This window comes from Hirschia baltica ATCC 49814 (assembly GCF_000023785.1).
GTDB classification, from domain to species: Bacteria; Pseudomonadota; Alphaproteobacteria; order Caulobacterales; family Hyphomonadaceae; genus Hirschia; species Hirschia baltica.
The window spans coordinates 2,746,212-2,770,019 of sequence record NC_012982.1; the positions used below are offsets into that span (position 1 = coordinate 2,746,212).

A 23,808-nucleotide genomic window follows, 5' to 3' on the forward strand; every position below is an offset into this window, starting at 1 on the left:
TTAGTCAACCATCTCTGAATTGACCTCACTTTCAAAAATTCTTGGTGCTTGTTCAAAGAAATGACTTTTATAACGATCTACTAACCATTCATTGAATTGTTGTTGAGCACTTTCCTGCCATGAATATCTTCCGCGCTTGGCAAAACGTGATCGAAGCCCGATTTGTACCAATTCATCAACATGCCAATCTTGAGCGATGATGTGGTGCGTGGAGTTCATAATCATCTCCATTTTAGGCTCAAAGGCAGCATCCTCCATTGCACCCGGTGCCACAAGAACACCTGTATCCATCTCAAGGCTACCTGCACCTGTAGGACGCAAGATCATATATATGACCATGTCAGCGGTTAGAACAAGAGAAAGTGTTGGCGGGATGTTTGCAAATGTCATCCGATTGCGTTGTTCTTCATTAAGACCAGCAAACACAGGCAACACAGCCTTCTGAGTGGGATTAAAACTCGCATCAGCATGGGTTGTACCATTGAAACGCAAATAACCCGCAGCGCCCTTAGGTGCTTTTGGAAAACTGGCTTGTTCTGAAGGCACGAAATCGTGTAACGGGCCCTGATGGAGCCGACTAGCATGATATCCGTCATTATTATTTTCGAACATCACCTTCCAATTCCATTGCAAATGCGGTGCATCTCCCGGTCTCGGCCCCTCAGCATTCTCGAGGTCATATCCAGCTATAGCATTAGTAACTTGCTCAAGTCGCGGCGCTAAAGGTTCAGCATTAATGTCAAAGTGAACGAAAATAAAACCAAGCCAGACTTCAACCTTGAACTTGGGAAGACTGTGCTCTTTCTTATCGAAATTACACGTCTTATTCATAGCCGGAGCTCCAACCAAATCCCCCTTCAATGAATAGGTCCAATGGTGGTATGGACAAACGAACCCACGTGTATTTCCATGCCCTTCAGCGACCAACATAGCACGATGCTGACAAACTGAACTCATAGCGTAGAGGTTGCCATCCCTAGCTCTCGCAACAACAATTGGCTCATCCGCAATCTGAGTTGTAAAATAATCTCCCGCTTCACCAACCCAAGACTCGCGCCCAACACAAAGCCACTCCTTCGAAAATAAAGATTCTTTTTCGAACTCATAGAAATCAGGATCAGTATAACACTCCGGCGGAAGGGTCTCTCCATCTAAAACATCGAGAATGGAGCTATCTAAACTTTTAAAAAACTCAGCATCATACTTAGGCATTTGTCTGCATCCACAATAAAAATCAATGGATACAAACTACCAACCCTTAGAACTATTACTTGACCGTACGCGCACAAGAAGTTTTACATCGGCACTTTTATTGCTATCTTAGGTTTAAAATTCAACAATATCACCAATTCGGAGATACTAATCCCCGCCATTGAATAACTCTTTGCGAATGACCGCGTGCACACCCCAATTTCCATTTGCAACTTGGCTTATACCGAAATCGATCCCAACGGACAAAAGAGAAATCGCTTCGTCTTCACTGAGAGTTTTTGCAGACATTAAAAACCTGCGCGCCTTTCTAAAACAATCCCTCATAGCCAGATCAATAGAAGATTTTTTATAGATGTCGGACTGAGCATTCACACCCAATTCTTTTAAGTAATCAGGGTGACTAAACCCGAATATCACCCATTCTGTGGTTGTTTCTAATAATGGGTAATCTAGGTCCTTGATATAGCCCCGCATATTGTTTGATGTATGCAAAATAGGCTGTATCAAGGCAGTCATTGAACACTCAATTGCAGTTCCACAAAGCTCCGAGTCTCCTTGCGAAGCATGAGGATCACCAATAGACAACATCGCCCCATCGACACCTACTGGCAAAAACAGGCTCGTTCCCGGACCAATACGCCAATTGTCCAAATTCCCTCCAAAATTTGAAGGAGGCACGGAATCGACCAGCTTGTTCACCGGGGGCGCTAAACCAATTACACCAAAATGCGGTCTGATTGGAATTTCAACATTGCGAAGTATGTCATAGTTTTTTTCAATTTTGCTATGATCAACAGGAACGCCTGGATAGTCATATCGCTCATGTAAAACACCGAATGGATCAGTCTGAGGCGTCCACCGATAATTATAGACAGCATGCGCACAGGCACGGCCGTGTTCTTTTTCAACCTCATATATAGTCACAACCTCACGATGAGTTGGTTCGGTCAAAATGTCGCTAAAGTGAAAACCCCAAAATGCCGCTAGATTACTCCCGAAACTGCGACCTGCATAACGATGATTCGCACTAGGTCGTGGATTAATATCAAGGATTCGTACCTCAACTATATCACCAGGTTTAGCTCCAGCAATTTCTACTGGTCCCGTGCAAATATGAACTCCATACCCTTCTCCAGCCCCTCGCCCCTCTGAAGTCGCATCCATCGGACCTGCCCCACGCCTATCGACTGCCTTGTGGTCGGCAGTCCATTCAAAAACGGCTTCCGCACCAGGATCCCCCTTAATCATGCGCTCGTAATCATCATAAGCGTGATGTGTTAGAGCCTCTATTGTTACATAGTCGCCCGATTGGACGGTCACAGCAGGTTTCAAAGCGCTCGAAAAGTACCCCCAATGGATAGTCTCGGGGGTTGCAGGTAGATGATGATGACGTACTGAGTTTTGAACCTCAACACTCTCTTCATCATGATCATTATTTTCTTCCAAATCTGAATAAGAAAATTCCTTATCTATTTTTTGATCCTTTAGACCTTCAGGGCGACCACGCTGGAGGACAGGGTTGACTTCAATTTCCTCTGGTGGTGCCCGCCTATAATCTCGTGGACTAATGCCATACTTTTCTCTAAAAGCACGACTAAAGGATGCAGAGTCATTGAACCCCCACTGAAACAAAATTTCCGAAATAGTGCGCTGCGCATGCAATGGACTTCTTAAATCCAGTCGACACCTTTCCAGTCTCCGATCTTTCACAAAATGACTGAAACTATCCCCTGTTGTTTCAAATAATTTCTGAAGATACCGAGTAGAAACGCCTTGCTCTTTCGCGATCTGATAAACGTTCAAATCAGGATCACTTAGGCGAATTTCTATTGATTGAAATATGCGCTCCAACAGAGCAGCTTTCGCACCCGCAGCACCTCCCAACTCTTTCGCTGGCGCATTGTTTATAAGAGTCGCAGCAATAAATTCTGGTAGAGCTGTTTCTATGGGGCGCAGCTGATCATCGGTCACATCTGCAATCACATCTGCAACAGATCTCAATAATCCCGAGAACATCCGCCCCATTGTCGTCTCAGAGACAAGGTTCGATATATCTTTTTGAAGTGGCACACGTGACTTCAAAACCGGTAATGTGTCTGGAACACATATAATTAGAAAGCGGCTTTCCTTTAAGAGAGTCAGTTTGATAGGAGTGTTTGATCCACCATATATAATGTCACCTTCTTTTATATCCTTAGAACTCTTGGAAGAAGTTACAGTTACCCCTCCTTCAAGTGCTAAAATCATCCAAAAACAAGGCTGGCCCTCATCCAAATTCATCGCAATTGTTTGAGAGGTGCAAGCAATTCTTATGAATTGGATATTCTGCCCTGTCTTGAAACTCGCCAACTCCCCATAGGGTTCTTCATCACTCATCAACAGAGATAATGAGAACCTCTGAAGAACAAAATTCCAAGCATCTTTGCGCTGCTGCTTCGGGTAGGCATTGGTGGTAAATTGCAATTTCAGTTCCTGCCTATACTAAACTCTCCCCCCTATAAATCCAAGCCTAATCTCGCCTCCAACCACCAAACTAAGTCAACAAAATTACCTTTTGAAGATGCTCCTATTTGTGCGCATGGTTAGTTTTTAGGCATTAACTATCCGGATCTTTGACTGAGCCTTTGTTTGGAAAAATACCCCGGTCTATTTTTGCATGAATTCCCTGCGTTCCATCAACAACCTGAGTGATACCAAAGTCAGCTGCTACACTCATCAAAGAATAGGCGTCATTTGCACTAAGGTCCTGATGGTCAGTCAAAAGCTCAAGCATGTCCTTCGCAGTATTTTTCATAGCTTTGTTCAGGTCTTCATCAAATCCGTGTACAATCCAATGCTCATCTGTTTCCAATAGCGGTGTTGGAAATTTAAAGTCTTTGCGCACGATAATTTGGAAAAACACATCTAGAGATGCTTCTATCGCTGTCCCACTAATCTCACCATCACCTTGACTGACATGCGGGTCTCCAATTGAGAATAAACCTCCCTTAACTTGCACCGGGTAATACATTGTTGAGCCAGCACCGATGCGCCAATTATCAATATTCCCACCATGTGCCCCCGGTGGAATAGTACTGACGCGTTCATCAACTGCTGGCGCAACACCAGCCGTACCTAAATGCGGTCGTGCCGGAATACGTACACCTTGTAATGCAGTCTCTTTATCGCAATCTGGGCAATGCGTGATTGTACCTGGAATTAAGTACTTTCCTTCAAAATCATACGCATACAATGCTGCAGCAGTGTTCGCATTGGGGTCGAGTTCATATATTGTAACCCTCTCTTTCTCGCCAAACTCCTGATACAAGTGCCCCCAGTTTGCAGCTAAATTGGAACCATAATTACAACGCGGAACCATCTTAAAGTAGCGCACCTCAAGCATATCACCCGGTTCCGCCCCTTCTACATGGATAGGGCCAGTCATAATGTGTACACCAGGAGCACGATCTTCGGGTTTTACCCCCATCCAAATTGCTTTTACACCTTCATCCATCATCAATTCAGGCGCATCTCCAGCGTGGTGCGTAATGGCTTCAGCCTGAATTAGATCACCACTTTTCACATATAGAGCAGGTTTTATATTAGGATGAAAATACCCCCAATGCACTGTTTCCGGCGTTGCTTTCAAAGTGTGTAAGGCACCAGGTTTTGTGTCTTTTCTTTGTTCACCATGATCACAGATGAGGGCCATTTTATTTTCCTTCTCAGAACTCAATTTTGTTGAGAATAGAAAACGTCGAAAGCAGCAGAAGCGTCTTGTTAAAAAACGCACAAATACTTGAATATCTTTTTAAAACCCTTCCTAGTAAAATTTACGGGCGCTTCAGATCAAGACCATCCCTCTGTGTATAATGATAATGGGTACACCTGAAGCTATACTAAAACCGGAGTTTTCTAGTGGAAAATACTAATTCAACTGCTTCCCCTCGTATGCCTTCTCTTTTTATTCCACATGGCGGTGGACCATGCTTTTTTATGGATTGGACTTTGATGGGCGGGAAAGCGGACACATGGAATAAAACTAAAAGCTGGCTAGAATCTATTCCATCGTTCCTCCCAAGAAAGCCTAAAGCAATTTTAATCATCACAGCTCATTGGGAAGAAAAAGTATTTACGGTATCGGCCGCCCCAAAACCCCAAATGATATTTGATTACTCTGGGTTCCCGCCCCACACTTATGAATTAAGCTTTCCTGCACCGGGACACCCAGAATTAGCGCACAAAGTGACAGACCTTTTATCCAAAGCTGGAATAGCAAGTAAAATAGATGAAGAACGAGGATTCGATCATGGGGTATTCATCCCCTTACTTGTTGCGTTTCCAGATGCGGATATTCCGGTAGTTTCAATGTCTGTTTGCTCAAACCTTGATCCCCAACAACATATCGAAGCAGGCAAGGCACTAGAATCATTGCGAGATGAAGATGTGCTAATCATCGCGAGTGGTATGAGTTATCATAACATGCGCGCTTTCTTCACCCCAGCAGCGACATCGCCATCAATAAAATTTGATAAGTGGCTGACAGATTCTTTGACCCATACTAAGAGATCGGATCGAGAAAATGCATTGTCCAACTGGCAATCTGGAGATGCAGCTCTGAATGCTCACCCTAGAGAGGAACACTTCATTCCGCTTATGGTTGCCTTGGGCGCAGGCGGCGAGGATATCGGTCAAAAGGTTTTTTCAGACTCTGTTATGGAAGCCACCATATCCGGATTCCGATTTGGCTAAACAAACAATTTCAAGCCCACAATGCAAAACTAAATTGAGACGATTATGAAGAAGTTTTTACCGGACAAATTTGTCCTCACCATGCTCTGCATTGTATTGTTGGCTTTTCTATTTCCATATCCTGCTAGCCCAGATTTTTTCATTGATTTGACGCTGGTAACTCAAATTGGGATTGCGCTCGTATTCTTTCTACATGGAGCAAACCTTGAACCATCTAAACTTGTAGCAAGCCTAAAAAACTGGAAAGCACACGGCTTAACTCAAGCCACGACCTTCATTCTCTTTCCAGTATTAGGTCTTGCAATATATTACAGCACTGGAGATGTTTTAGCCAAGGAATTGAGGTTAGGAATTTTCTTTCTCACGGCCTTACCTTCCACTATATCCTCATCCATCGCTATGACAGCGCTAGCGCGAGGCAGCGTGCCTGTCGCCGTATTTAACGCAACTCTATCCAGCTTATTTGGGATGATTATAACCCCAACCCTCATCGCTTTAGTTAGTACTTCAGCATTGGGGAACATGTCACTCCTATCGTCAGTTCAAGACATTGCTCAAACACTATTGGCCCCATTTATCCTAGGACAACTTGCTCGTCCCATCATACAGAAAGTCGTTTCCAAACATAAATGGATACTCAACCGATTAGACCGTGGCGTCATTCTCCTCATCATCTATGTCTCGTTTGCAAAGTCCACGATTGAAAATGTGTGGTCGCAATTTTCAGCGATGCAATTTGGTTTAACTGCAATAATTGTTCTGACTATTCTGGCGCTAACAATCACAACAACCACATTTTTAGCACGAAAATTAAATTTGTCCCTTGAAGATGAAATTGCCGCAGTGTTTTGTGGTTCAACAAAAAGCCTAGCGAATGGAGCACCGATTGCTCAAATCTTATTTGCAGGCTCACCGCAATTAGCGCTCATAATGTTGCCCTTAATGCTATACCATCAACTACAGCTTATTGCCTGCGCAACCCTAGCTCGGAAATATGCCGATAAAGCAATGGAGACAAATGATTGAAGCAACACAGCTAGTCATTTATTCCCATTTCACGTGCTTCTCGCGCTCTTAAATCTTTAAGCTGATTTTCTATATCAATACGTACATCAGACTCCAGCGCCAACCACCACTCACGAAGCTCTGTCAGATCTATTTCTGTAATCCAGTCTTTATATGGCTCCAACTGAGAAACCGGAAAATCATTGCTCATGTCCCTTAAATATTTATCGAAGAAACTGCGTATAAGATCATTTTGGCCTCGGATAATCACCTCGACAGGCGTTTCTCCAACAAACTCTGTTTTGAGCGGATCACGGATGAATAATGGAAGATCCGACATTCCCATGTGATGGGCTCCTTGGATTTCCATCCGATAAAAATCGTCTTTAAGACCTATTTTATCTAACCGTTCGTATGAAAAATCATTTTCAGTCTTTCCCTTCCCTGGAGGTGTAACTCCTTCAGAGGCATAAAATTTTTGTAAATCAGAATGGATCATCAAAAACGGGACGGGCATCTCGTTGGCTATCGTTTGTATGTGGAAATCCCTGCCGTCGATATTCACGCCTGCTGCACAGCGTTTATCAACCATGCATATCGCCCCAATTACTGATCCGCCAAAAGACATCCCCATCTGACCAGTTTTTTCCCAATTACTGATCTGTACGATGTCACGCACACTTTCCGGCACTTTACCTTCAGCAAGTTGGTTATGAACAAATAGTCTATCTTTAAACCAAACAGGTATGCTCTGCAAAAAACGTCCATCGTATGGAAACATTTGAGCAGAAGATCCAATCACACCTTGAATACGTTCATCAAAAGTATTGCCAGAAAGAGAGGCGATCATTTCTTCAGTCTTGGTTTGCACTGAAGCATCTTCAAAAATAGACATATCCATTTCAACGACATCACCATCCGGAAAAACAGTCGAAGATGAATCGCGACTATGTTGAATTGCATAAACAACATAGCCATGGCTAACGAGGTTTTCCATCAAAGCTTCATGCTGACCAGCATACATTAAATAGCCATGACTATACAAAATAGTAGGGAGATCAGATGCTCCTTCTAAAACAGGAGCATTTTCGTATGAATTGGTTCGCACATGTCCTAAATGTGTGAGCAATTCAGGCTTCCCAAACAGCGTTCCAATACCTTTTGCTGTATGATCAACTTCCTTCGTCCTGAAATAGCGCGCGCGCTTTATACCCGCTTTATCTTGTGCAGGATACCAAACGCGAAGTAACAAGCGTCGCTCTTCATTGCTATCAACACCTAAGACTCCAAGTCGGCTAGTATCGTCAAGTTCAAAATCCCTTACCCCTACAATGTAATCACCTGTAGGTTTAGGAATAGAACTTATAGGAAACAGATACAGTTGATACAGCCCAAAGCTTGAGCATATCAAGAAAACACTTCCAGAAACAAAGGGAAAACCAGTTTTTCGAGGTTTGTTTCTTATTAAAACAAACAGAGCAACACAAACAAATCCGACCGTAACAAACAGAGCGTCTTTAGCCTGCCAACGATCTTCCATCATACCCCACACACATGAAAGAACGCCGACACAAGCAAACAGCAGTAAAACACAGCTGCGAAAAGATAACGGCCGCATTAGCCATGCACCTAAAAATCCAATTATGGACAATATAATTGCAATATCAGAACCAGCCATATCTCGTCACAAGCCTTTATAATACTTATCGCCCCCCCACCCCAGCGAGCCTCAAGAAACATTAATGGATACGTCAATTTCTCGACATCACTTCTTTGGGTAAATCGCCTCTAATATGGGTAAAATGAAACACACCTTTTATCAGATGTGTTTCATCATAACGAAGCCTATGCGCCTATCTTGCGCTATATCCGCCATCAACAGGAAGCGCTACTCCAGTAACATAGCTGCTCTCATCTGAGGCCAACCAAAGCGCAACGTCTGCAATTTCTTCTGGACGACCAAACCTAGCAAGAGGAATAGATTTCTTAAATACAGCTCCATTCTCCTCTAACTCTGTAGGGTCTCCCTTCCGACTAATGAAGCCGTTCATCATTGGCGTTTCCGTTAATCCCGGACAAATAGCATTTACGCGAATACCATCTTTCGCCAACCCTAAGGCCAATGATTTTGCCAACCCCACTATTGCAAATTTAGCGGTTGAATAGAGAGGGCTGAACATGGAACCAACTAAGCCCGAAACTGAAGATGTAAAAATCAATGAACCACCGCCTCGAGCACGCATATATTCTGCTGCAACGTCAGAAGCAATGACCGCTGATGTTACATTCAAAGCAAATGAAAAATCATAAGCTTTCATATCTAAGTTTTCGATTTTAGCAGGCCCTGGTGTGCCTGCATGAGCCCACAATATATCTATGCCCCCAAGCAATTCAGCGGCACTATCAATACTATCTTTAGCCCCCTTGGGGGTCGAAAGATCAGCAGTGATAGTCACTATTTTCGTATCATCACCAATCTCAAGCACCAACGCCCCAAGCGCATCTGCATTCACATCAATTGCAGCAACACGTGCACCCTCTCGAATGAAACGAAGTACACCTTCTTTACCAATTCCGGATGCCGCAGCAGTCACAACAACAAGCTTATTCTTTAATCGCATTTTACTATTCCTTTTCTACTGCATAAGCATTGGGGAAACGACTAGTTGTACTCATAATGGTGGTTTTAACTTCCAAATACTGGCTCATCGCTTCCAGACCGTTTTCACGCCCCCAGCCACTCGCTTTCATTCCTCCATAAGGTGTGGACCAGCGTATATATCTGTAGGTATTTACCCAAACCATCCCGGCCTTAATTTGCGATGATACGCGATGAGCACGCCCCATATCCCGCGTCCACAATCCTGAAGCCAAACCAAATTCGCTGTCATTTGCGATTGCGATGGCTTCATCTTCTGTTTCAAAAGGAATAAGGCAGGCTACGGGACCAAAAATCTCTTCTCTGGCAATCTTCATATTATTAGAAACATCAGCAAAAACAGTTGGTTCTATAAAAAATCCGCCTGCAAGATCACCCTCTGTCAGACATTTCCCACCGGAGACAAGTCGGGCCCCTTCGTCCACCCCACTTTGAATATATGAAAGTGTTTTAGAGAGTTGCTCACCATGAGCTTGCGGCCCCATGTGAATAGATGGATCACTTGGATTCCCCACTTTCACCTGTTTGGCTCGCTCCGCAAACCCCTCAACAACTCTTTCGTAAACTGACCGTTGAACTAAAACTCTGGCTCCTAATGCACAGCTTTGGCCGCACAACGCCCATGATGAATTTGTGGCTGCATTTATAGCTTGTTCGAGATCTGCATCTTCAAAAATGATGTGAGGGGCTTTCCCTCCTAACTCAAATGAAAAGCGTTTCATATTGCCAGTGCTGTTTTGCAGAATAGTTTTCGCGGTCTGCCCTTCGCCGGTAAATGAAACCTTATCTACATCGCGATGGGAAGAAAGAGCAGCGCCCGCTATGCTCCCAATTCCGGGAACCACATTCACAACACCTGGAGGAAAACCAGCCTCCTCTACCAGCCGTGCAAATTCTAAACTTGTAACAGGCGTTTGTTCAGCCGGTTTTAGCACAATAGTACAGCCAGCGGCCAAAGCCGGTGCCAACTTCCAAGCCGTTATCATAAGAGGTACATTCCACGGCGTTATCGCCCCAACGACTCCAACCGGAACCTCCGATGTATATGCGTGAACAGTGTCATCTATCGGAATAGTATTCCCACGTCTCGTTTCAGCGACAGATGCAAACCAACGATACCATTGATGATGACTGCCAACATCCATCCTCGATTCTCGAAGCGCGCGGCCTGAATCTTTCGTCTCCAATTCAGCTAGTGCATTTGCATTTGCTTGGTAGAGATCTGCCAAACGCCGTAGCAATGTACCGCGTTCTATTGCTGTCATTTTTCCCCACGGTCCACTTAATGCCCGCTTTGCTGCCTCAACTGCTTTATCAATGTCTCGAGCCCCACCAAACGCAACTTTTGCCCAAGGCTTGCCAGTTGCAGGGTTTATTGTCTCTTCAATTGATCCATCCAGCGGGGCAACCCAAGCGCCATCAATAAATAGTTTTTCATAGCTCAGCATATACTCTCTCCCTACAGAAACGCTGACAAAAAACTTCATCCAACGCCCTATTAAATTCACAATATTGACTTTAAGATACACAATACTGAATATTATATATCGTCCAATTTGGAGAATCTTATGGGACCAATGTCTGGAATTCGGATTGTCGACCTGACGACAGTATTGATGGGGCCTTTTGCAACTCAAATATTGGGAGAGATGGGTGCAGATGTAATCAAAGTAGAAGCTCCAGCCGGAGACATCACGCGAAACCTTGGACCATCACGAACCCCAGGCATGGGAGCATTATATCTTAATACTAATCGTTTTAAGCGAAGTATTTGCCTTGATCTTAAACAAGGAACGGCACGTGAAACTCTCCTCAGCATTATTGATACTGCTGATGTTTTGGTCACGAATATTCGTCCATCTGCTATGTCCCGGTTAGGATTGAAGCAAGATGAGCTTCGCAAGCGCAACCCTAAACTAATCTACGCTGCTTTACTCGGATATGGAGCAAATGGCCCCAACAGCGGAAAGCCTGCCTATGATGATCTTATTCAAGCAGGGAGCGGTCTCGCTTCACTTATGGGAATGGCAAATAATAGTGACCCTAGATATGTACCAACAGCTCTTGCTGATAGAGTGGTCGGCTTAGCTGCCGTTGGGGCCATAAATGCAGCCCTTATATCTAGAGAAAGAACCGGCAAAGGAGATGTTGTTGAAGTTTCGATGTTAGAAACAATGACCAATTTAATCATGGGCGACCATATGGCAGGACGTACATTTGAACCTCAAATGGAAGAACGGTCTTATCAGCGATTAACTTCCCCACACCGCAAACCCTATAAAACAAAGGATGGATTTATATCCGCCATTATATACACGGACGCACATTGGTGCCGTTTCTTGGAGGCTATCAACATGCAAGACCTTGCAAAAAAAGATAGTCGCTTTTCATCTTTCTCATCACGCAATGCATCAATTGATTATGTCTATAATTGGCTATCTCAGACCTTTAAAAACAAAACAACTGATGACTGGCTGTCCATCTTACAAGCTGCTGACTTGCCCGTTGCCAAAGTCCAGTCATTAGACAGTCTATGTATGGACGAGCACCTAGAAGACATAGCATTTTTCAAACACTACAATCATCCCAGTGAAGGAAAAATCAGGACAATCGACTCTGGCACCCAATGGCCCGAGCATTCTTCACCACAAGACAAACATGCACCATTAAAAGGTGAGCACGGCATCGAAATCTTAAAAGAAGCTGCAATACCTCAAGAGTTAATCAATGATCTAATCGCAAGTCAGGCATTGATTCTTCCAGAAGCGCACATTAATTCTGATGGTTAATTTAAGGATTCGATAATGCTTGTAAAACAGGCTGTAAACACACTTCAAATTTTAGAGTATTTCTCTGAACGCTTAAAGCCGGCAACTCTAGCGGAAATTGCTGATGATTTATCGTGGCCTAGATCGAGCACATTCAACATCGTCGGAACCCTCGTTGAAAAAGGCTATTTGTACCAACCTCACATTCGCGGTGCATATTATCCATCTCCAAGGTGGCTAACTCTATCTCAAATTATAAATGATGCTGCCCCCCTCCCCAAAGGTGTTTTGGAGTTACTTCAGAATTTAGCCACAGCAACAAAGGAAACCGTTATTATCGCAGCACCTTCAGGGATCAACGCGATATTTCTTGCGGTCATTGAAAGTCAGTATTCAGTTAGATATTCTGCAAAAGTCGGAGATAACGTGCCAATCCATGCTAGCTCAGCTGGAAGGTCTCTTCTTTCACAAATGTCTAGAGAACAACGTACGGCGCTTTATCGCAAAATCAATTTCATCCAATTTTCTCCAAACAGTCCCACAACAGTCGAGCAGGTTGAAGAGAAATTAGAACTATCAGCTGCTCGTGGATATCATCAAAGTCACGCAGAATATGTGAGGGATCTTGTCGGAGTAGCAATCCCTCTCAATATACCAGATCGAAACCTATCTATAATTGTCGTTGGACCAATCTCCCGCTGCTTAGAAGAAAGAGACAAAATTGCTGTAATTATGAAGAAAGAAATTCTTAAATTTAAAAAAGGCAATCTCGCGCGCTAGCCTTATTTTAAATTTCCCAACCTACCTAATATACGGATCCAAGATCGTCCGCCCTTCATAAAACTCTTTAATTCATACTTCTCATTTGGTGAATGAATTTGATCATTTTCCAATGCAAATCCCACAAGGATAGCTTCTAGGCCCAATTCCCTTTTGAAATCTCCGACAATTGGAATCGAACCGCCTGATCCCATCATAATGCTATCTTCACCCCATTCATTCGAAAGCTCCTCAGCACATAACTTCACTATCGAATCTGTTGAAGATAGAGCCACAGCTCCATCCCCCCCTCTATCTATGAATTCGACCGTACAATCCTTTGGCAATCTTTCTCGTACAAAATCTTCGAACGATTTCCAAACCTTCTTATGATCCTGCCCTGCAATTAACCTAAATGAGATTTTGGCACTCGCAGTAGATGGAATAACTGTCTTGAACCCCTCACCAGTATATCCACCGATGATACCATTGATTTCTGCAGTGGGCCGGCTCCATATTTGTTCAAGTATTGTGAATTCAGCCTCTCCAGCAGGCACACTTAGTCCAACTTCATTGAGAAATCCGTCTCCATCAAAACCCAATTGTTTCCACTGTTCCAGAACCTCAACACTAGGCATTTGGATGTTGTCATAAAACCCATCTAACAGAATGCGGCCATTTTCATCGTGTAAACGGCCCAATATTTGAGTGAGCACCGTAATTGGATTTCTTGCAGCTGAACCATAAATTCCAGAGTGCAAATCTCGATCAGCTGCCTTTATACAAACATCCCCCTCAGCTAGACCACGCAAACCAATTGTAATAGCCGGAGTTTCCGCATTCCACATGGAAGTATCGCATGCGAGAACGAAATCTGCTTTAAGTTCTTTTTTATACTTTTGAAGAAATGGCACCATACTCGGTGATCCCATTTCTTCCTCGCCTTCCAATAGAATTGTTAAGTCACAAGGAATATCACCAGTAACTTCCTTCCAAGCGCGGCAAGCTTCTACAAATGTACGCAACTGCCCTTTATCATCTGAAGCGCCACGAGCCTGAATAAATTTTGAACCGTCAGCTCGCTCCTTTATCACCGGCGAAAAGGGCTGACTTGTCCATAGTTCAAGTGGATCAGCAGGCTGGACATCATAATGACCATAAAACAGTGCATGAGGCGTCGATGATTGACTTGTACGATACTTCGCCAAAAGCATCGGGTTGCCGTCAGTATCAACAATCTCAGTTTCAAACCCTAATCCGGTCAACTCAGAGGCTACCAATCCAGCAGCTTTATAGCACTCACCTTTATATTCTGGATCCGTGGAAATTGATTCAATTTGAAGCAGTTGAAACAATCGTTCCAAAGCAGCATCCGTTGCCTGATCATAATGCTCAAGAACATCATTCATAATTATTGAATCTCTCACAATACCCCACCATCAACAATTGAAGAACGACTTGGAACAGGTGCCTCTTCAGGCAAGATACGAAGTAATAAAAGATACATAACCGCAGCGATAAGAGCCGCGTCCAAAGCAGGCACAGTTGTTAATGTGAAGATGCCGCCAGCAGCCAACAAGGCAACGCAAACAGCTCCTATCCACGTACCAACGGCACGCCAGCGAAATAATGGAAGATTGCGAAGCGAAGCGACTGAGTCAGCATCTTTGAACAACCGCATTCCATCGATCACATAAATTGCAGCAATTGGAGGGATAATAAAGCCCAATGCTAACAGAAATGGAACGAATGAGTTTATCAAACCAGCGAGCGCTAGAACACACCCAATCGCTCCCCCAACCAAGGTGAATATCCAGGGCTGGATTTTAGGGAAAGTCGTCGTCAAGGATAAACTAGCTGAATACAAATTCAGTGAATTTACCGTCCAAGTAGATAGAATAAGCAAAGCTAGAGCCGGCAAACCAAAACCAAAACTTACAATCATTTTCATAATATCAGTTTCGCGCATCGCTATGGCAGGAATGGCAGTCGCAAGCATCATCAGCACACTTGCTACTGGGAACGACAAAACCATAGCCCCAACAGACTGCTTTGCTGTCCGAACATAGCGGGACAAATCAGGCATAGCCGCAACAGCCAATAAATTACCCCCTACAAGAGCTGATAATGCAATCCCAAAACTCATTGGAACGGGTGGATTTTCTGAGGCTTTCAATACAATTCCATTTTGATTTATCGACATAATACATACCCCAACCAGCACACAACCGAGTAGAGGAACAGCGATCAAAGCAAGACGATCAAGTGTCTTAAATCCAAAAATTGTCGATATCGAAATTAAAGCACTACCTATGATGACAAATATCCTGAAATCGCCTTCAATACCGTAAATTTCTTGGGTCGCCGCAACGAGAGCATCTCCGAAAAAGGAAATATTCACTCCAAACCAGCCAAAATGAATGATAGCAAGAACAAGGTTGACCAAAGCTGATCCACCAGTTCCAAAGGACCGCTGAATCAATGTATACGTCGTCAGTCTAGATCTGACACTCACTACAGAAGTAAAGCATCCGCCCACACATAAAATCACACCGGAGAGTGCCGCCACAAGAAGGGCTTCTTTCAAGCCTAGAGCCAAAGATATTTGTGCTCCATTTAAAAAACTTGGCAGAGATATAGCGAAACTCGCTACAATTAATCCCACTCGCCAACCATTTATAGTTAGGCTCTCAGGCAGAGGTGAATTTGAATATGCTTCTACAGGAGAACCACTCATACTATATGCTCCAACCGTTTAGTATTTCGATGGGTTGATATGCATCATCCATCCCAAATGCAGAGGGGCCAATTATCGGCAAAGCCTTAGTATCTCTCAATATTTTTGGAGCAGCAGCACCAACAACTCGAATTCTTTGACCATATTTTAGGCGTTCAGTTGTGATAACATCCGCTGTTTCCCTATCCATAATGGTAATTATATCTGGTGTGCAGGCACGCAATTGCCCATTACAGCGAGCTGAAAGATTCTCATTCTGGAAAACAATCTCCATTTCATCCTTGCCATCAAAAGCCCCGATAACTATTCGCCCGATGGAAAAGCCTTGTTTTGTCTCGCATTCTAAATCGACAATTTTACCATCGAACAAAATGCCAGCATCAGAATATACATTTGAGGAACGTAAAGCCTCAAACATCGCCGCAAACATATCTTGACCCGCCTCTCGAGCTAGACGAATTGATTTACCAATGGCAATAGCCGCCGAAATGGTACCATGAACTGCGTGAGCTTTAGCTTCTTTACCAGTCAAAGGGTATTCCACCATATGTGCGATACCACCCATAGATACTGAAACTGCTCGCGCCAAACGTTCATGAGCGAGGTTATCATCACTTTCTAATGTGACGACATTTCCAGATGCATCTGAAATGATAGCTGGGCATGCGTTTAACCCACGAATGTTAAAAATAGCCATTTGAGATTCAGGAAATGCGCGTCCCATTCCGTCTGCATCAACCACTGGAACACCGTGTTGAGCAGCAGCAACCAAAGCCGCTAGTCCATTGGCTCCACCTATTTCAATGGGTAAAACAGCATCAACAGTGCGGTTCATAATTTTTTCAAATCTAATCAGACCTGATTGTGCCTCTTGTCCATTTGGTAATTTTTCTACCGAAACGGTTGGTGCTCCGATCCATCCACATGGAGCGATCAGCGCATCATCTGCTAAATCATGTACACTTATAATATTGATGTCATTATTTGTAAGAGCAGCTTTTGCTAACAACATTGTATGATAGGGATCTCCGCCACCTCCGGCCCCCAAAAAAGCAGCACCAACTGCCAAATCATCTATCGAAATTTCAGTAAGCAACATTGCGAACACTCCTAAATGTTTCTTGTTTCATTTTCAGAGATGCAACAGCTTTCACTCGCAGCTTTGTGGACCGCCCAGGAAGATAGCTCAAAGATACTTCTTCAATATCAACAAATTGCAAGGTTTCTAAGTCCCCGCCCAATACTTCAATCTGCTCTATCGCTTGACGCTTTGACTCTTCTATCGCTTCACTCCGCGATGTCTTTTCATACAACACCACCCGATCAATCAACACACCAACTTGCGCGATCGCTGCTCCCACGGCATTCGCAACGGAAGAATGCTCTGGTCTAACAACTTTGCTTATTCCTTTCATTGTATCGGGGACTAAAAAACTGCCTCCGCCCACAACGATAACAATCGCGTCATCAATTGATGTTTTCATGCGATCTATTCCTTCTTCATAGATTACACGAAAACGATCTAGAACCGCCTTTATTTCTGCCTCACCCAACGAAGAAACATTGGCAGCATTTCCCATATTTATTCTTCCCGAAGCCACTGCAACATCACTAGAAGTCAGTGTATCCCCACCAAAAACCAATGCCTTAGCTTCAAGATTGTAACCTACAGATTCCGGCCCTACACCAATCGAAGGAAACGAGGGACTCAATCCATTTGAACTAACGCTATCAATGGTAATTTTAGTCCCGCCGCCCAATCCGATAGCAAGCGCGTCAGGCATACGAAAATTCGTTCTCACACCGCCGATATCTACATGCAAAGAAGATTCACGAGGAAAACCATTTATCAAAACGCCAATATCTGAAGTGGTTCCACCAACATCAATGACAATGGCATCACTCACACCGGTAAGATACGCTGCCCCTCTCATACTGTTTGTAGGGCCAGACCCAATTGTCATTACAGGATAGCGAACTGCTTCATCAGCTGAAATAAGAGTTCCATCATTTTGACTTATGAATAATGGTGCATTGATCTTAAGGTTATCGAGCGCATCCTGAAACGAATTCACAACTTTAATCGCTAACCCCGACAGAGTAGCATTCAATATTGCTGCATTCTCGCGCTCTAAAAATCCGACACGTCCAACATCACTAGACAAAGTCACACGCGCACCAGGAACTTGTGCTTCGATCAATTGCTGCGCTTGTATCTCCATCTCTTGGTTAAGTGGAGAAAAAACCCCCGTAACAGCAAAATTTTGAATCCCAAGTTTAGCGATCTCGATAGCCGCCTTGCTAACTGCCTCTTCATCCAATGATGAAATCTCGCGCCCATCAAATTCATACCCACCGGGCACGCAATACACAGCATCACCGATGCACTCTTGTAGATCTTTCGGCCAATCCATCATTGCCGGAATAGCTTTGCCAGCAGGCGCAGAAAGCCTGATAACACCAACCTTTTGCAAATGCCTGCGTTCAACCAAAGCATTGGTAAACTGCGTCGTACCAATCATCACACAAGCGATATTATCAGTTTTCATTTTTGCAATTTCGAGGACAGCACGAATTGCAGACACAATGCCTGAACTCACATCTGACGTGGTAGAACACTTCTGAGTTGCGATAACTCGTTTACCATCCATAAGAACGGCATCAGTATTCGTTCCTCCAACATCAACACCTAATCTGATCACGAAGCCATATCCCCATTTCATGCGATCTAAACATCTGATCACAACTAAAGAGGTTTACGTTATTTGAGATGAAGCAGTTCAGCGACCGATATATTGGGTACAAAAACTAACAAACGGGTAAATGTAAAAATCCACCGCAATTAACCTAAACCCCAACAAAACCATTGCAAAATATCAGCAGGACACTGAAACATTGCACACTAATTCTCTACACAGAGAAAAGAGAGTTGAGCTATCGGTTCGAGATTTCACACTACCCAAAAAGCTGATTATCTGCCCAATTTTATTTTGGCCTCGGACAAGGAATAGTGATTATCTAAACCTTCTATTTTCAGAACACGCAGATCACGTGCGTGATGCAAAAGCATTTAAAAGAGAAACCCGATATCATGAGCCTCAACGCCAAATGTTTGCAATTTAGTTTCTGTGCGCTTCTAGCCGGTTTCGCATTTTCAAGTTGCAGTCCGACACCTCCGACCTCAAGTGCTGATTTAGTTTTTCAAAATGGCCAAATTTATACCGTTGAAGCAACAAGCCCATGGGTTGAAGCTCTTGGCGTCAAGGATGGAAAAATCATTGCTTTAGGAAATACCACCCAAAGCAATAACTGGATTGGTGACGACACCAAAGTTGTTGACTTAAAAGGTAAATTCATGATGCCCTCCTTTGGAGATGCACATGTTCACCCTGTATATGGGGGCTTGAGTTACTCTAGGTGCTCGCTTCACCAAAGCGAGAGCATTGCGACTTACCTTGAAATTATCCAACAATGCGTGGATGAAGCACCTGACGACGGCGTTGTATATGGACAAGGTTGGCTTCCTGGTCTCTTCCCTCCCAACGGTATTCCAGAAAAGAGCTTGTTAGACAGCATATCCTCTACTCGCCCCATTGTCATGAGATCAACTGGTGGCCATAGTTTATGGGTCAATTCTGCAATGTTAGAATTAGCTAACATAACCAAAGATACTCCAGATCCACCCAAAGGAAGAATTGACCGCGATCCAGACACTGGTGAACCCATCGGAGGTTTTCAAGAATCTGCCATGGAATTGATCAATATCCATATTCCAGAACCAACCAGTAATGACATCGAAAATGCTATTAGTTACACCTTAAAACTCTTTAATAGCTTGGGGATCACGAACTGGTTTGACGCTGGTATTGATGTACTGGAAAATGGAGATAGCCCCACCCTAGACGCTTATGAAAGCCTCCAAGCATCAGGAAAATTAACAAGTCATATTTCAATCGCCGCCAAATATAATAACGAACGCTCCATCGATCAGCTCGGCAAATTATATGATATTTCTGAACGTGCGATATCTTCCGGCTTCAACGCCAATGCCATCAAGCTCTATACAGATGGCGTCATCGTACAAAAAACAGCTGCTGTGCTGGAAGCATACGAAGGAACAGCTCACAATCACGGTGAGTTGCATATTCCAATCGAAACTCTCAAACCTCTAATTACCAAACTAGATAGAGACGGATATCAGACTTACGTCCATTCAATTGGAGACCGTGCAGTTCACGAAGCACTCAATGCTTTTGAACAAGCAAAGAAAGAGAATGGCGCAAACGATAACCGCCATTTTTTAACACACTTAAATTTCGTCGCCCCAATAGACCATCCGAGGTTTGCAGAGTTGAATGTATCAGCTAATTTCCAACCCCTTTGGGCGACAAATGATCCATATATGAAACTCACGGCCCTACAAATGGGCGCTGAACGAATGAAGTATGTTTACCCAGTCAACAGCATTCTTCAATCTGGCGGAAAAATAAACTACGGCTCAGACTGGTCTGTCGCACCAGCCAATCCATTCTATGGTTTAGAGGTAGCAGTCACCCGCAAACCAATAGATGAACCTGATGCGCAAGCTTTAAATACTAGCGAAGCCATCACGTTAGAGGATGCAGTAAAAGCATATACATTAAATGTTGCCTACATTACACATAGAGAATCAGAAACAGGTTCGATTGCAATTGGTAAAAGTGCAGATCTAATTATTGCAGACCAAAACATATTTGAAATACCTGAAAATGACATTTCCGACACTAAAGTACTGACGACTGTATTCAAGGGAAAGGTCGTGTATGGCTCCTTTCCTGTCGATCAATAGGGGACAGGAAATCATAATGAGACCGTATTGTTTATCATCTCTTGTGTTCGCATTGTTACTTTCAATTCTACCAGCAACAGCGGAAGAAGACAGCTTTGACCCGGGCCAAAATTTACACGAACTATATAAATGGCTCCATCAAAACCCCGAACTATCTTTTCAAGAATTCAATACTTCATCATTGTTGAAATCAGAGCTGTCGATACTAGGCTTCGATATACGAGACAATATTGGAGATAATTGGGTCAAACAGGAACTGGATACCATCCTCAGAAGCTCTACGAAATCAATGGCTGGGTATGGAATCATTGGGACATTCGAAAATGGTGAAGGTCCAGTAATCCTGATACGCACTGATATGGATGCCCTTCCCGTAAAAGAACAAACAGGACTTGCTTATGCATCTGTTCAAACAACCCCTACCAACAGCAATGAAAACACTCCCATTATGCATGCATGCGGCCATGACATTCACATGGCGAGTTGGGTAGGAACAGCTAGAGAGCTGATGGCACGCAAAGATGAATGGTCCGGCACTCTCATAATGCTTGCTCAACCGGCAGAAGAATACGGCCTCGGTGCCCTATCAATGATAGAAGATGACGCTTTCGAACTAGAAAATCTACCCAATTATAATCTAGCTTTCCACGTTTCTGACTCCTTACCTGTTGGAACAATTGGCTATGTAGACGGCCCCGCTATGGCAAGCATCAATTCTGTAGATATCACAGTGAATGGAATTGGCGGTCATGGTGCCTATCCGCACAAAACAAAAGACCCCATTGTAATAGCTGCTCACATTGTAACCGCTTTACAGACGCTCGTATCGAGAACCATAGACCCAAGAAAGTCAGGGGTTGTAACCGTTGGTTCGCTTACTTCTGGCACGAAACACAATATAATTTCAGATAGTGCAAAGCTATTATTGACTGTTCGCACTTATGATGAAGAAACCAGAAAACAGCTGCTTGATGGCATTGTTAGAATTGCAGAAGGACAAGCGAAAAGTTTTGGTGCCCCAGCACCTGAAATAAACATTGCTCCGATATTTTCTCCAGCTGTCGTCAACAATTCAGCCTTGACGCAACAAGCCCTTAAAACATTAAAAACCACTTTTGGCAGTGAATCTATCACTGAAGTCCAACCTGTTATGAGCGGGGAAGATTTTTCGAGATATAGATTACTCGGAGAGGGCATACCATCTTTACTATTATGGCTTGGCGCTGTTCCAGAGGAAGCATATTCATCATCAATAGTAGAAGAGAAATCACTCCCCTCCCTTCACTCTCCACATTTCATTACAGACCCAAACGCTATTGATGTAGGTGTCGAGGCGATGAGTAATATTGCTATCAATCTTTTCAATACTCCCCTCTCCCCAACATCTTCCAAGACACAATAGATCAAACTCACAGAGAAAAGACTTGTCGACCTGCAATGATGGTTCTCAGAACATTCGTATCTCTAATTTTTTCTGGGTTAATTCTAGTGATATCCTGATCCCAAACAACAAAATCTGCCGAAAAATCCGGAGCTAATGTTCCCATTTTCTGTTCGCAATTACCTGCATAAGCCGCCTCATAGGTATAACCTTTCAAGGCCGTTTCTACATTAACTCTCTGCTCTGGATACCAACCATCAGGATTTTTCCCATCAAGAGTTTGACGAAGAACCGCTGCATGTATTCCTTCTAGGGGATCGAGAGGCGCGACAGGCCAGTCTGACCCAAAGGCAACATGTGTACCAACATCAACAAGTGAATGGAAAGCATAAGTCCCATTTAAACGTTGAGGTCCAATACGGTTCACAGCCCATCGACCATCATCAATTGCATGGTATGGCTGCATAGATGCTATAATATCTTGATCAACAAAACGCAGTATCGCCTCCGTTTGCAGATGCTGTGCATGCTCTATGCGCATTCTTCTATCACGAGCCCCGTTAACAGAAACCAACTGCTTCATCAGATCCAAAACAATATTATTTGCCCTGTCTCCAATTGCATGTATCGCCAATTGCAAACCTGCTGCATCTGCGCCCTGCATCATCTCAAATAAATTGTCAGGGTCATTCGTCAAAATTCCTGATGTGGAAGGATCATCTAAATAGGGATTTTCAAATAGAGCGGTTCGAGATCCCAATGAGCCATCCATGAGCGCTTTGCAACCACCCCATCTCACCCAATCATCGCCATAACCTTCATCTCTAATAATCGCTGCCAACACCTCCCAATCCTTTAATGGAACCATAGAGTAAAATCTGAGAAGCATATCTCCAGAATTGCGCATTCGTCGGGTGGAATGAAATGACTGCCAATCTATACCTGTCTCGTAAACTTGAGTGATACCTTTGCTTACTGCCAGATTCATACCTCGTTTGTTTGCCGCATCTACAACTTGATCAGTAGGCTGAGGGATCAATCCAACAACGTATTCTTTGGCTTCATCTTTAAATATTCCAGTTAATCTACCCTTTGTGTCTCGTTCAATAATACCACCCTCAATGTGTGCGATATCTTCATGTATCCCCAAAATGGCCATAGCGTAGGAATTCAAAAGCACCATGTGCAAATCGTAACGCACGACAGCGACTGGAATATTTGACGTCACCGCGTCGATCCAATCACGATGAGGCATTTCACCTCCCCAAGCGTCATTGTCCCAATACCCGCCTTGCAACCATTGCTGTCCCTGCATTTGATTTGCTGCATTTGAGATCATTTGAATGAAATCATCTTTTGTCCCGGCGCTGCGTAAAGATGGTTGACCCAACAATAAAGAAGCCATCGAAAAGTGAACATGACTATCGATAAGGCCGGGCGTTAAAAATGCCCCTTCTAAATCCACAATTTGCGTTTTGGGGCTAGATAAAGCATCCACCGCGTCGCGACCTAACACGGTGATTTTACCTCCTGTGACACCAATGGCATCGCTATATGGTTGGGTCGACTGTCCAGTCCAAATACGTGCGTTTACAAAAGCTTTTTCTACAGGCCGTTCACTTAACCGCCTTTTACTTGATCCAGTTTGATTCAACGCTGCACATCCACTAGTAAACGCCGCAGCTCCCATCAAAAATTGTTTTCGACTAATGGAATTCATTTAATTTC

General features: G+C 43.7%; 17 protein-coding genes. 6 read left to right on the forward strand and 11 right to left on the reverse strand.

The window, feature by feature from the left end:
• From HBAL_RS12855 to HBAL_RS12865, 3 genes are all read right to left on the reverse strand, one after another.
• Positions 1–1,212 (reverse strand): aromatic ring-hydroxylating oxygenase subunit alpha, encoded by a 1,212-nt coding sequence (locus HBAL_RS12855; RefSeq protein ID WP_015828378.1) that lies wholly within the window; start codon positions 1,210–1,212, stop codon positions 1–3.
• A gap of 147 nt (positions 1,213–1,359) precedes the next feature.
• Positions 1,360–3,675, reverse strand: a complete 2,316-nt coding sequence (locus tag HBAL_RS12860) for an acetamidase/formamidase family protein (RefSeq protein WP_015828379.1) — start codon at positions 3,673–3,675, stop codon at positions 1,360–1,362.
• Between the two features lie 133 nt (positions 3,676–3,808).
• Positions 3,809–4,903, reverse strand: coding sequence for an acetamidase/formamidase family protein (locus tag HBAL_RS12865; protein WP_015828380.1), 1,095 nt, complete (start codon positions 4,901–4,903; stop codon positions 3,809–3,811).
• A gap of 206 nt (positions 4,904–5,109) precedes the next feature.
• Here HBAL_RS12865 and HBAL_RS12870 point away from each other — a divergent pair, with 206 nt between their 5' ends.
• Complete coding sequence (locus tag HBAL_RS12870; protein WP_015828381.1) at positions 5,110–5,943, forward strand: DODA-type extradiol aromatic ring-opening family dioxygenase; 834 nt, start codon at positions 5,110–5,112, stop codon at positions 5,941–5,943.
• A gap of 45 nt (positions 5,944–5,988) precedes the next feature.
• Entirely contained in the window at positions 5,989–6,969 is a 981-nt protein-coding gene (locus tag HBAL_RS12875; RefSeq protein ID WP_015828382.1) for a bile acid:sodium symporter family protein, read from the forward strand.
• 10 nt (positions 6,970–6,979) lie between these two features.
• On the opposite strand, the gene HBAL_RS12880 is transcribed toward HBAL_RS12875, so the two are convergent.
• The 3 genes from HBAL_RS12880 to HBAL_RS12890 all read right to left on the reverse strand — a co-directional run bounded on the left by HBAL_RS12880 (position 6,980) and on the right by HBAL_RS12890 (position 11,055).
• Positions 6,980–8,626 carry an alpha/beta hydrolase gene (locus tag HBAL_RS12880; RefSeq protein ID WP_015828383.1) on the reverse strand — a complete coding sequence of 549 codons (1,647 nt, stop codon included), beginning with the start codon at positions 8,624–8,626 and terminating at the stop codon, positions 6,980–6,982.
• A 175-nt stretch (positions 8,627–8,801) separates the two neighbouring features.
• Entirely contained in the window at positions 8,802–9,569 is a 768-nt protein-coding gene (locus HBAL_RS12885) for an SDR family NAD(P)-dependent oxidoreductase (RefSeq protein WP_015828384.1), read from the reverse strand.
• A gap of 4 nt (positions 9,570–9,573) precedes the next feature.
• Positions 9,574–11,055: an aldehyde dehydrogenase gene (locus HBAL_RS12890; RefSeq protein ID WP_015828385.1), complete on the reverse strand. Its 1,482-nt coding sequence runs from the start codon at positions 11,053–11,055 to the stop codon at positions 9,574–9,576.
• A 120-nt stretch (positions 11,056–11,175) separates the two neighbouring features.
• On the opposite strand from HBAL_RS12890, the gene HBAL_RS12895 reads away from it, so the two are divergent.
• Together HBAL_RS12895 and HBAL_RS12900 are read left to right on the forward strand one after the other, a co-directional pair.
• The gene (locus HBAL_RS12895; protein ID WP_015828386.1) at positions 11,176–12,396 is read left to right on the forward strand and encodes a CaiB/BaiF CoA transferase family protein; all 1,221 of its coding nucleotides are present in this window, start codon (positions 11,176–11,178) and stop codon (positions 12,394–12,396) included.
• 15 nt (positions 12,397–12,411) lie between these two features.
• The gene (locus HBAL_RS12900) at positions 12,412–13,155 is read left to right on the forward strand and encodes an IclR family transcriptional regulator (protein ID WP_015828387.1); all 744 of its coding nucleotides are present in this window, start codon (positions 12,412–12,414) and stop codon (positions 13,153–13,155) included.
• A gap of 2 nt (positions 13,156–13,157) precedes the next feature.
• Here the strand turns inward: HBAL_RS12900 and HBAL_RS12905 are convergent, their stop codons facing one another.
• Genes HBAL_RS12905 through HBAL_RS12920 form a run of 4 tightly spaced genes read right to left on the reverse strand, consistent with a single transcriptional unit; the run spans position 13,158 to position 18,594 of the window.
• Complete coding sequence (locus HBAL_RS12905) at positions 13,158–14,543, reverse strand: M20/M25/M40 family metallo-hydrolase (protein ID WP_015828388.1); 1,386 nt, start codon at positions 14,541–14,543, stop codon at positions 13,158–13,160.
• A gap of 14 nt (positions 14,544–14,557) precedes the next feature.
• On the reverse strand, positions 14,558–15,871 hold the full coding sequence (locus HBAL_RS12910; RefSeq protein WP_015828389.1) for a purine-cytosine permease family protein: 1,314 nt from the start codon (positions 15,869–15,871) through the stop codon (positions 14,558–14,560).
• A 1-nt stretch (position 15,872) separates the two neighbouring features.
• Positions 15,873–16,970 carry a DUF917 domain-containing protein gene (locus HBAL_RS12915; protein WP_015828390.1) on the reverse strand — a complete coding sequence of 366 codons (1,098 nt, stop codon included), beginning with the start codon at positions 16,968–16,970 and terminating at the stop codon, positions 15,873–15,875.
• Positions 16,957–18,594 (reverse strand): hydantoinase/oxoprolinase N-terminal domain-containing protein, encoded by a 1,638-nt coding sequence (locus tag HBAL_RS12920; RefSeq protein ID WP_015828391.1) that lies wholly within the window; start codon positions 18,592–18,594, stop codon positions 16,957–16,959. The genes HBAL_RS12915 and HBAL_RS12920 overlap by 14 nt, the downstream gene beginning before the upstream one ends.
• 368 nt (positions 18,595–18,962) lie before the next feature.
• Between HBAL_RS12920 and HBAL_RS12925 the strand changes: the two genes are divergently transcribed.
• Positions 18,963–20,699, forward strand: a complete 1,737-nt coding sequence (locus tag HBAL_RS12925) for an amidohydrolase (RefSeq protein ID WP_015828392.1) — start codon at positions 18,963–18,965, stop codon at positions 20,697–20,699.
• 16 nt (positions 20,700–20,715) lie between these two features.
• The gene (locus HBAL_RS12930; RefSeq protein ID WP_015828393.1) at positions 20,716–22,101 is read left to right on the forward strand and encodes a M20 metallopeptidase family protein; all 1,386 of its coding nucleotides are present in this window, start codon (positions 20,716–20,718) and stop codon (positions 22,099–22,101) included.
• 7 nt (positions 22,102–22,108) lie between these two features.
• On the opposite strand, the gene HBAL_RS12935 is transcribed toward HBAL_RS12930, so the two are convergent.
• The gene (locus HBAL_RS12935) at positions 22,109–23,800 is read right to left on the reverse strand and encodes an amidohydrolase (RefSeq protein ID WP_015828394.1); all 1,692 of its coding nucleotides are present in this window, start codon (positions 23,798–23,800) and stop codon (positions 22,109–22,111) included.
• Positions 23,801–23,808 lie beyond the last annotated feature (8 nt).

Coding starts and splice junctions, on each gene's coding strand:
- HBAL_RS12905 (WP_015828388.1), bottom strand. CDS start 14,543: ATGAATGATGTTCTTGAGCATTATGATCAGGCAACGGATGCTGCTTTG.
- HBAL_RS12865 (WP_015828380.1), bottom strand. CDS start 4,903: ATGGCCCTCATCTGTGATCATGGTGAACAAAGAAAAGACACAAAACCT.
- HBAL_RS12890 (WP_015828385.1), bottom strand. CDS start 11,055: ATGCTGAGCTATGAAAAACTATTTATTGATGGCGCTTGGGTTGCCCCG.
- HBAL_RS12880 (WP_015828383.1), bottom strand. CDS start 8,626: ATGGCTGGTTCTGATATTGCAATTATATTGTCCATAATTGGATTTTTA.
- HBAL_RS12895 (WP_015828386.1), top strand. CDS start 11,176: ATGGGACCAATGTCTGGAATTCGGATTGTCGACCTGACGACAGTATTG.
- HBAL_RS12925 (WP_015828392.1), top strand. CDS start 18,963: ATGAGCCTCAACGCCAAATGTTTGCAATTTAGTTTCTGTGCGCTTCTA.
- HBAL_RS12855 (WP_015828378.1), bottom strand. CDS start 1,212: ATGCCTAAGTATGATGCTGAGTTTTTTAAAAGTTTAGATAGCTCCATT.
- HBAL_RS12875 (WP_015828382.1), top strand. CDS start 5,989: ATGAAGAAGTTTTTACCGGACAAATTTGTCCTCACCATGCTCTGCATT.
- HBAL_RS12900 (WP_015828387.1), top strand. CDS start 12,412: ATGCTTGTAAAACAGGCTGTAAACACACTTCAAATTTTAGAGTATTTC.
- HBAL_RS12910 (WP_015828389.1), bottom strand. CDS start 15,871: ATGAGTGGTTCTCCTGTAGAAGCATATTCAAATTCACCTCTGCCTGAG.
- HBAL_RS12935 (WP_015828394.1), bottom strand. CDS start 23,800: ATGAATTCCATTAGTCGAAAACAATTTTTGATGGGAGCTGCGGCGTTT.
- HBAL_RS12920 (WP_015828391.1), bottom strand. CDS start 18,594: ATGAAATGGGGATATGGCTTCGTGATCAGATTAGGTGTTGATGTTGGA.
- HBAL_RS12885 (WP_015828384.1), bottom strand. CDS start 9,569: ATGCGATTAAAGAATAAGCTTGTTGTTGTGACTGCTGCGGCATCCGGA.
- HBAL_RS12915 (WP_015828390.1), bottom strand. CDS start 16,970: ATGTTGCTTACTGAAATTTCGATAGATGATTTGGCAGTTGGTGCTGCT.
- HBAL_RS12930 (WP_015828393.1), top strand. CDS start 20,716: ATGAGACCGTATTGTTTATCATCTCTTGTGTTCGCATTGTTACTTTCA.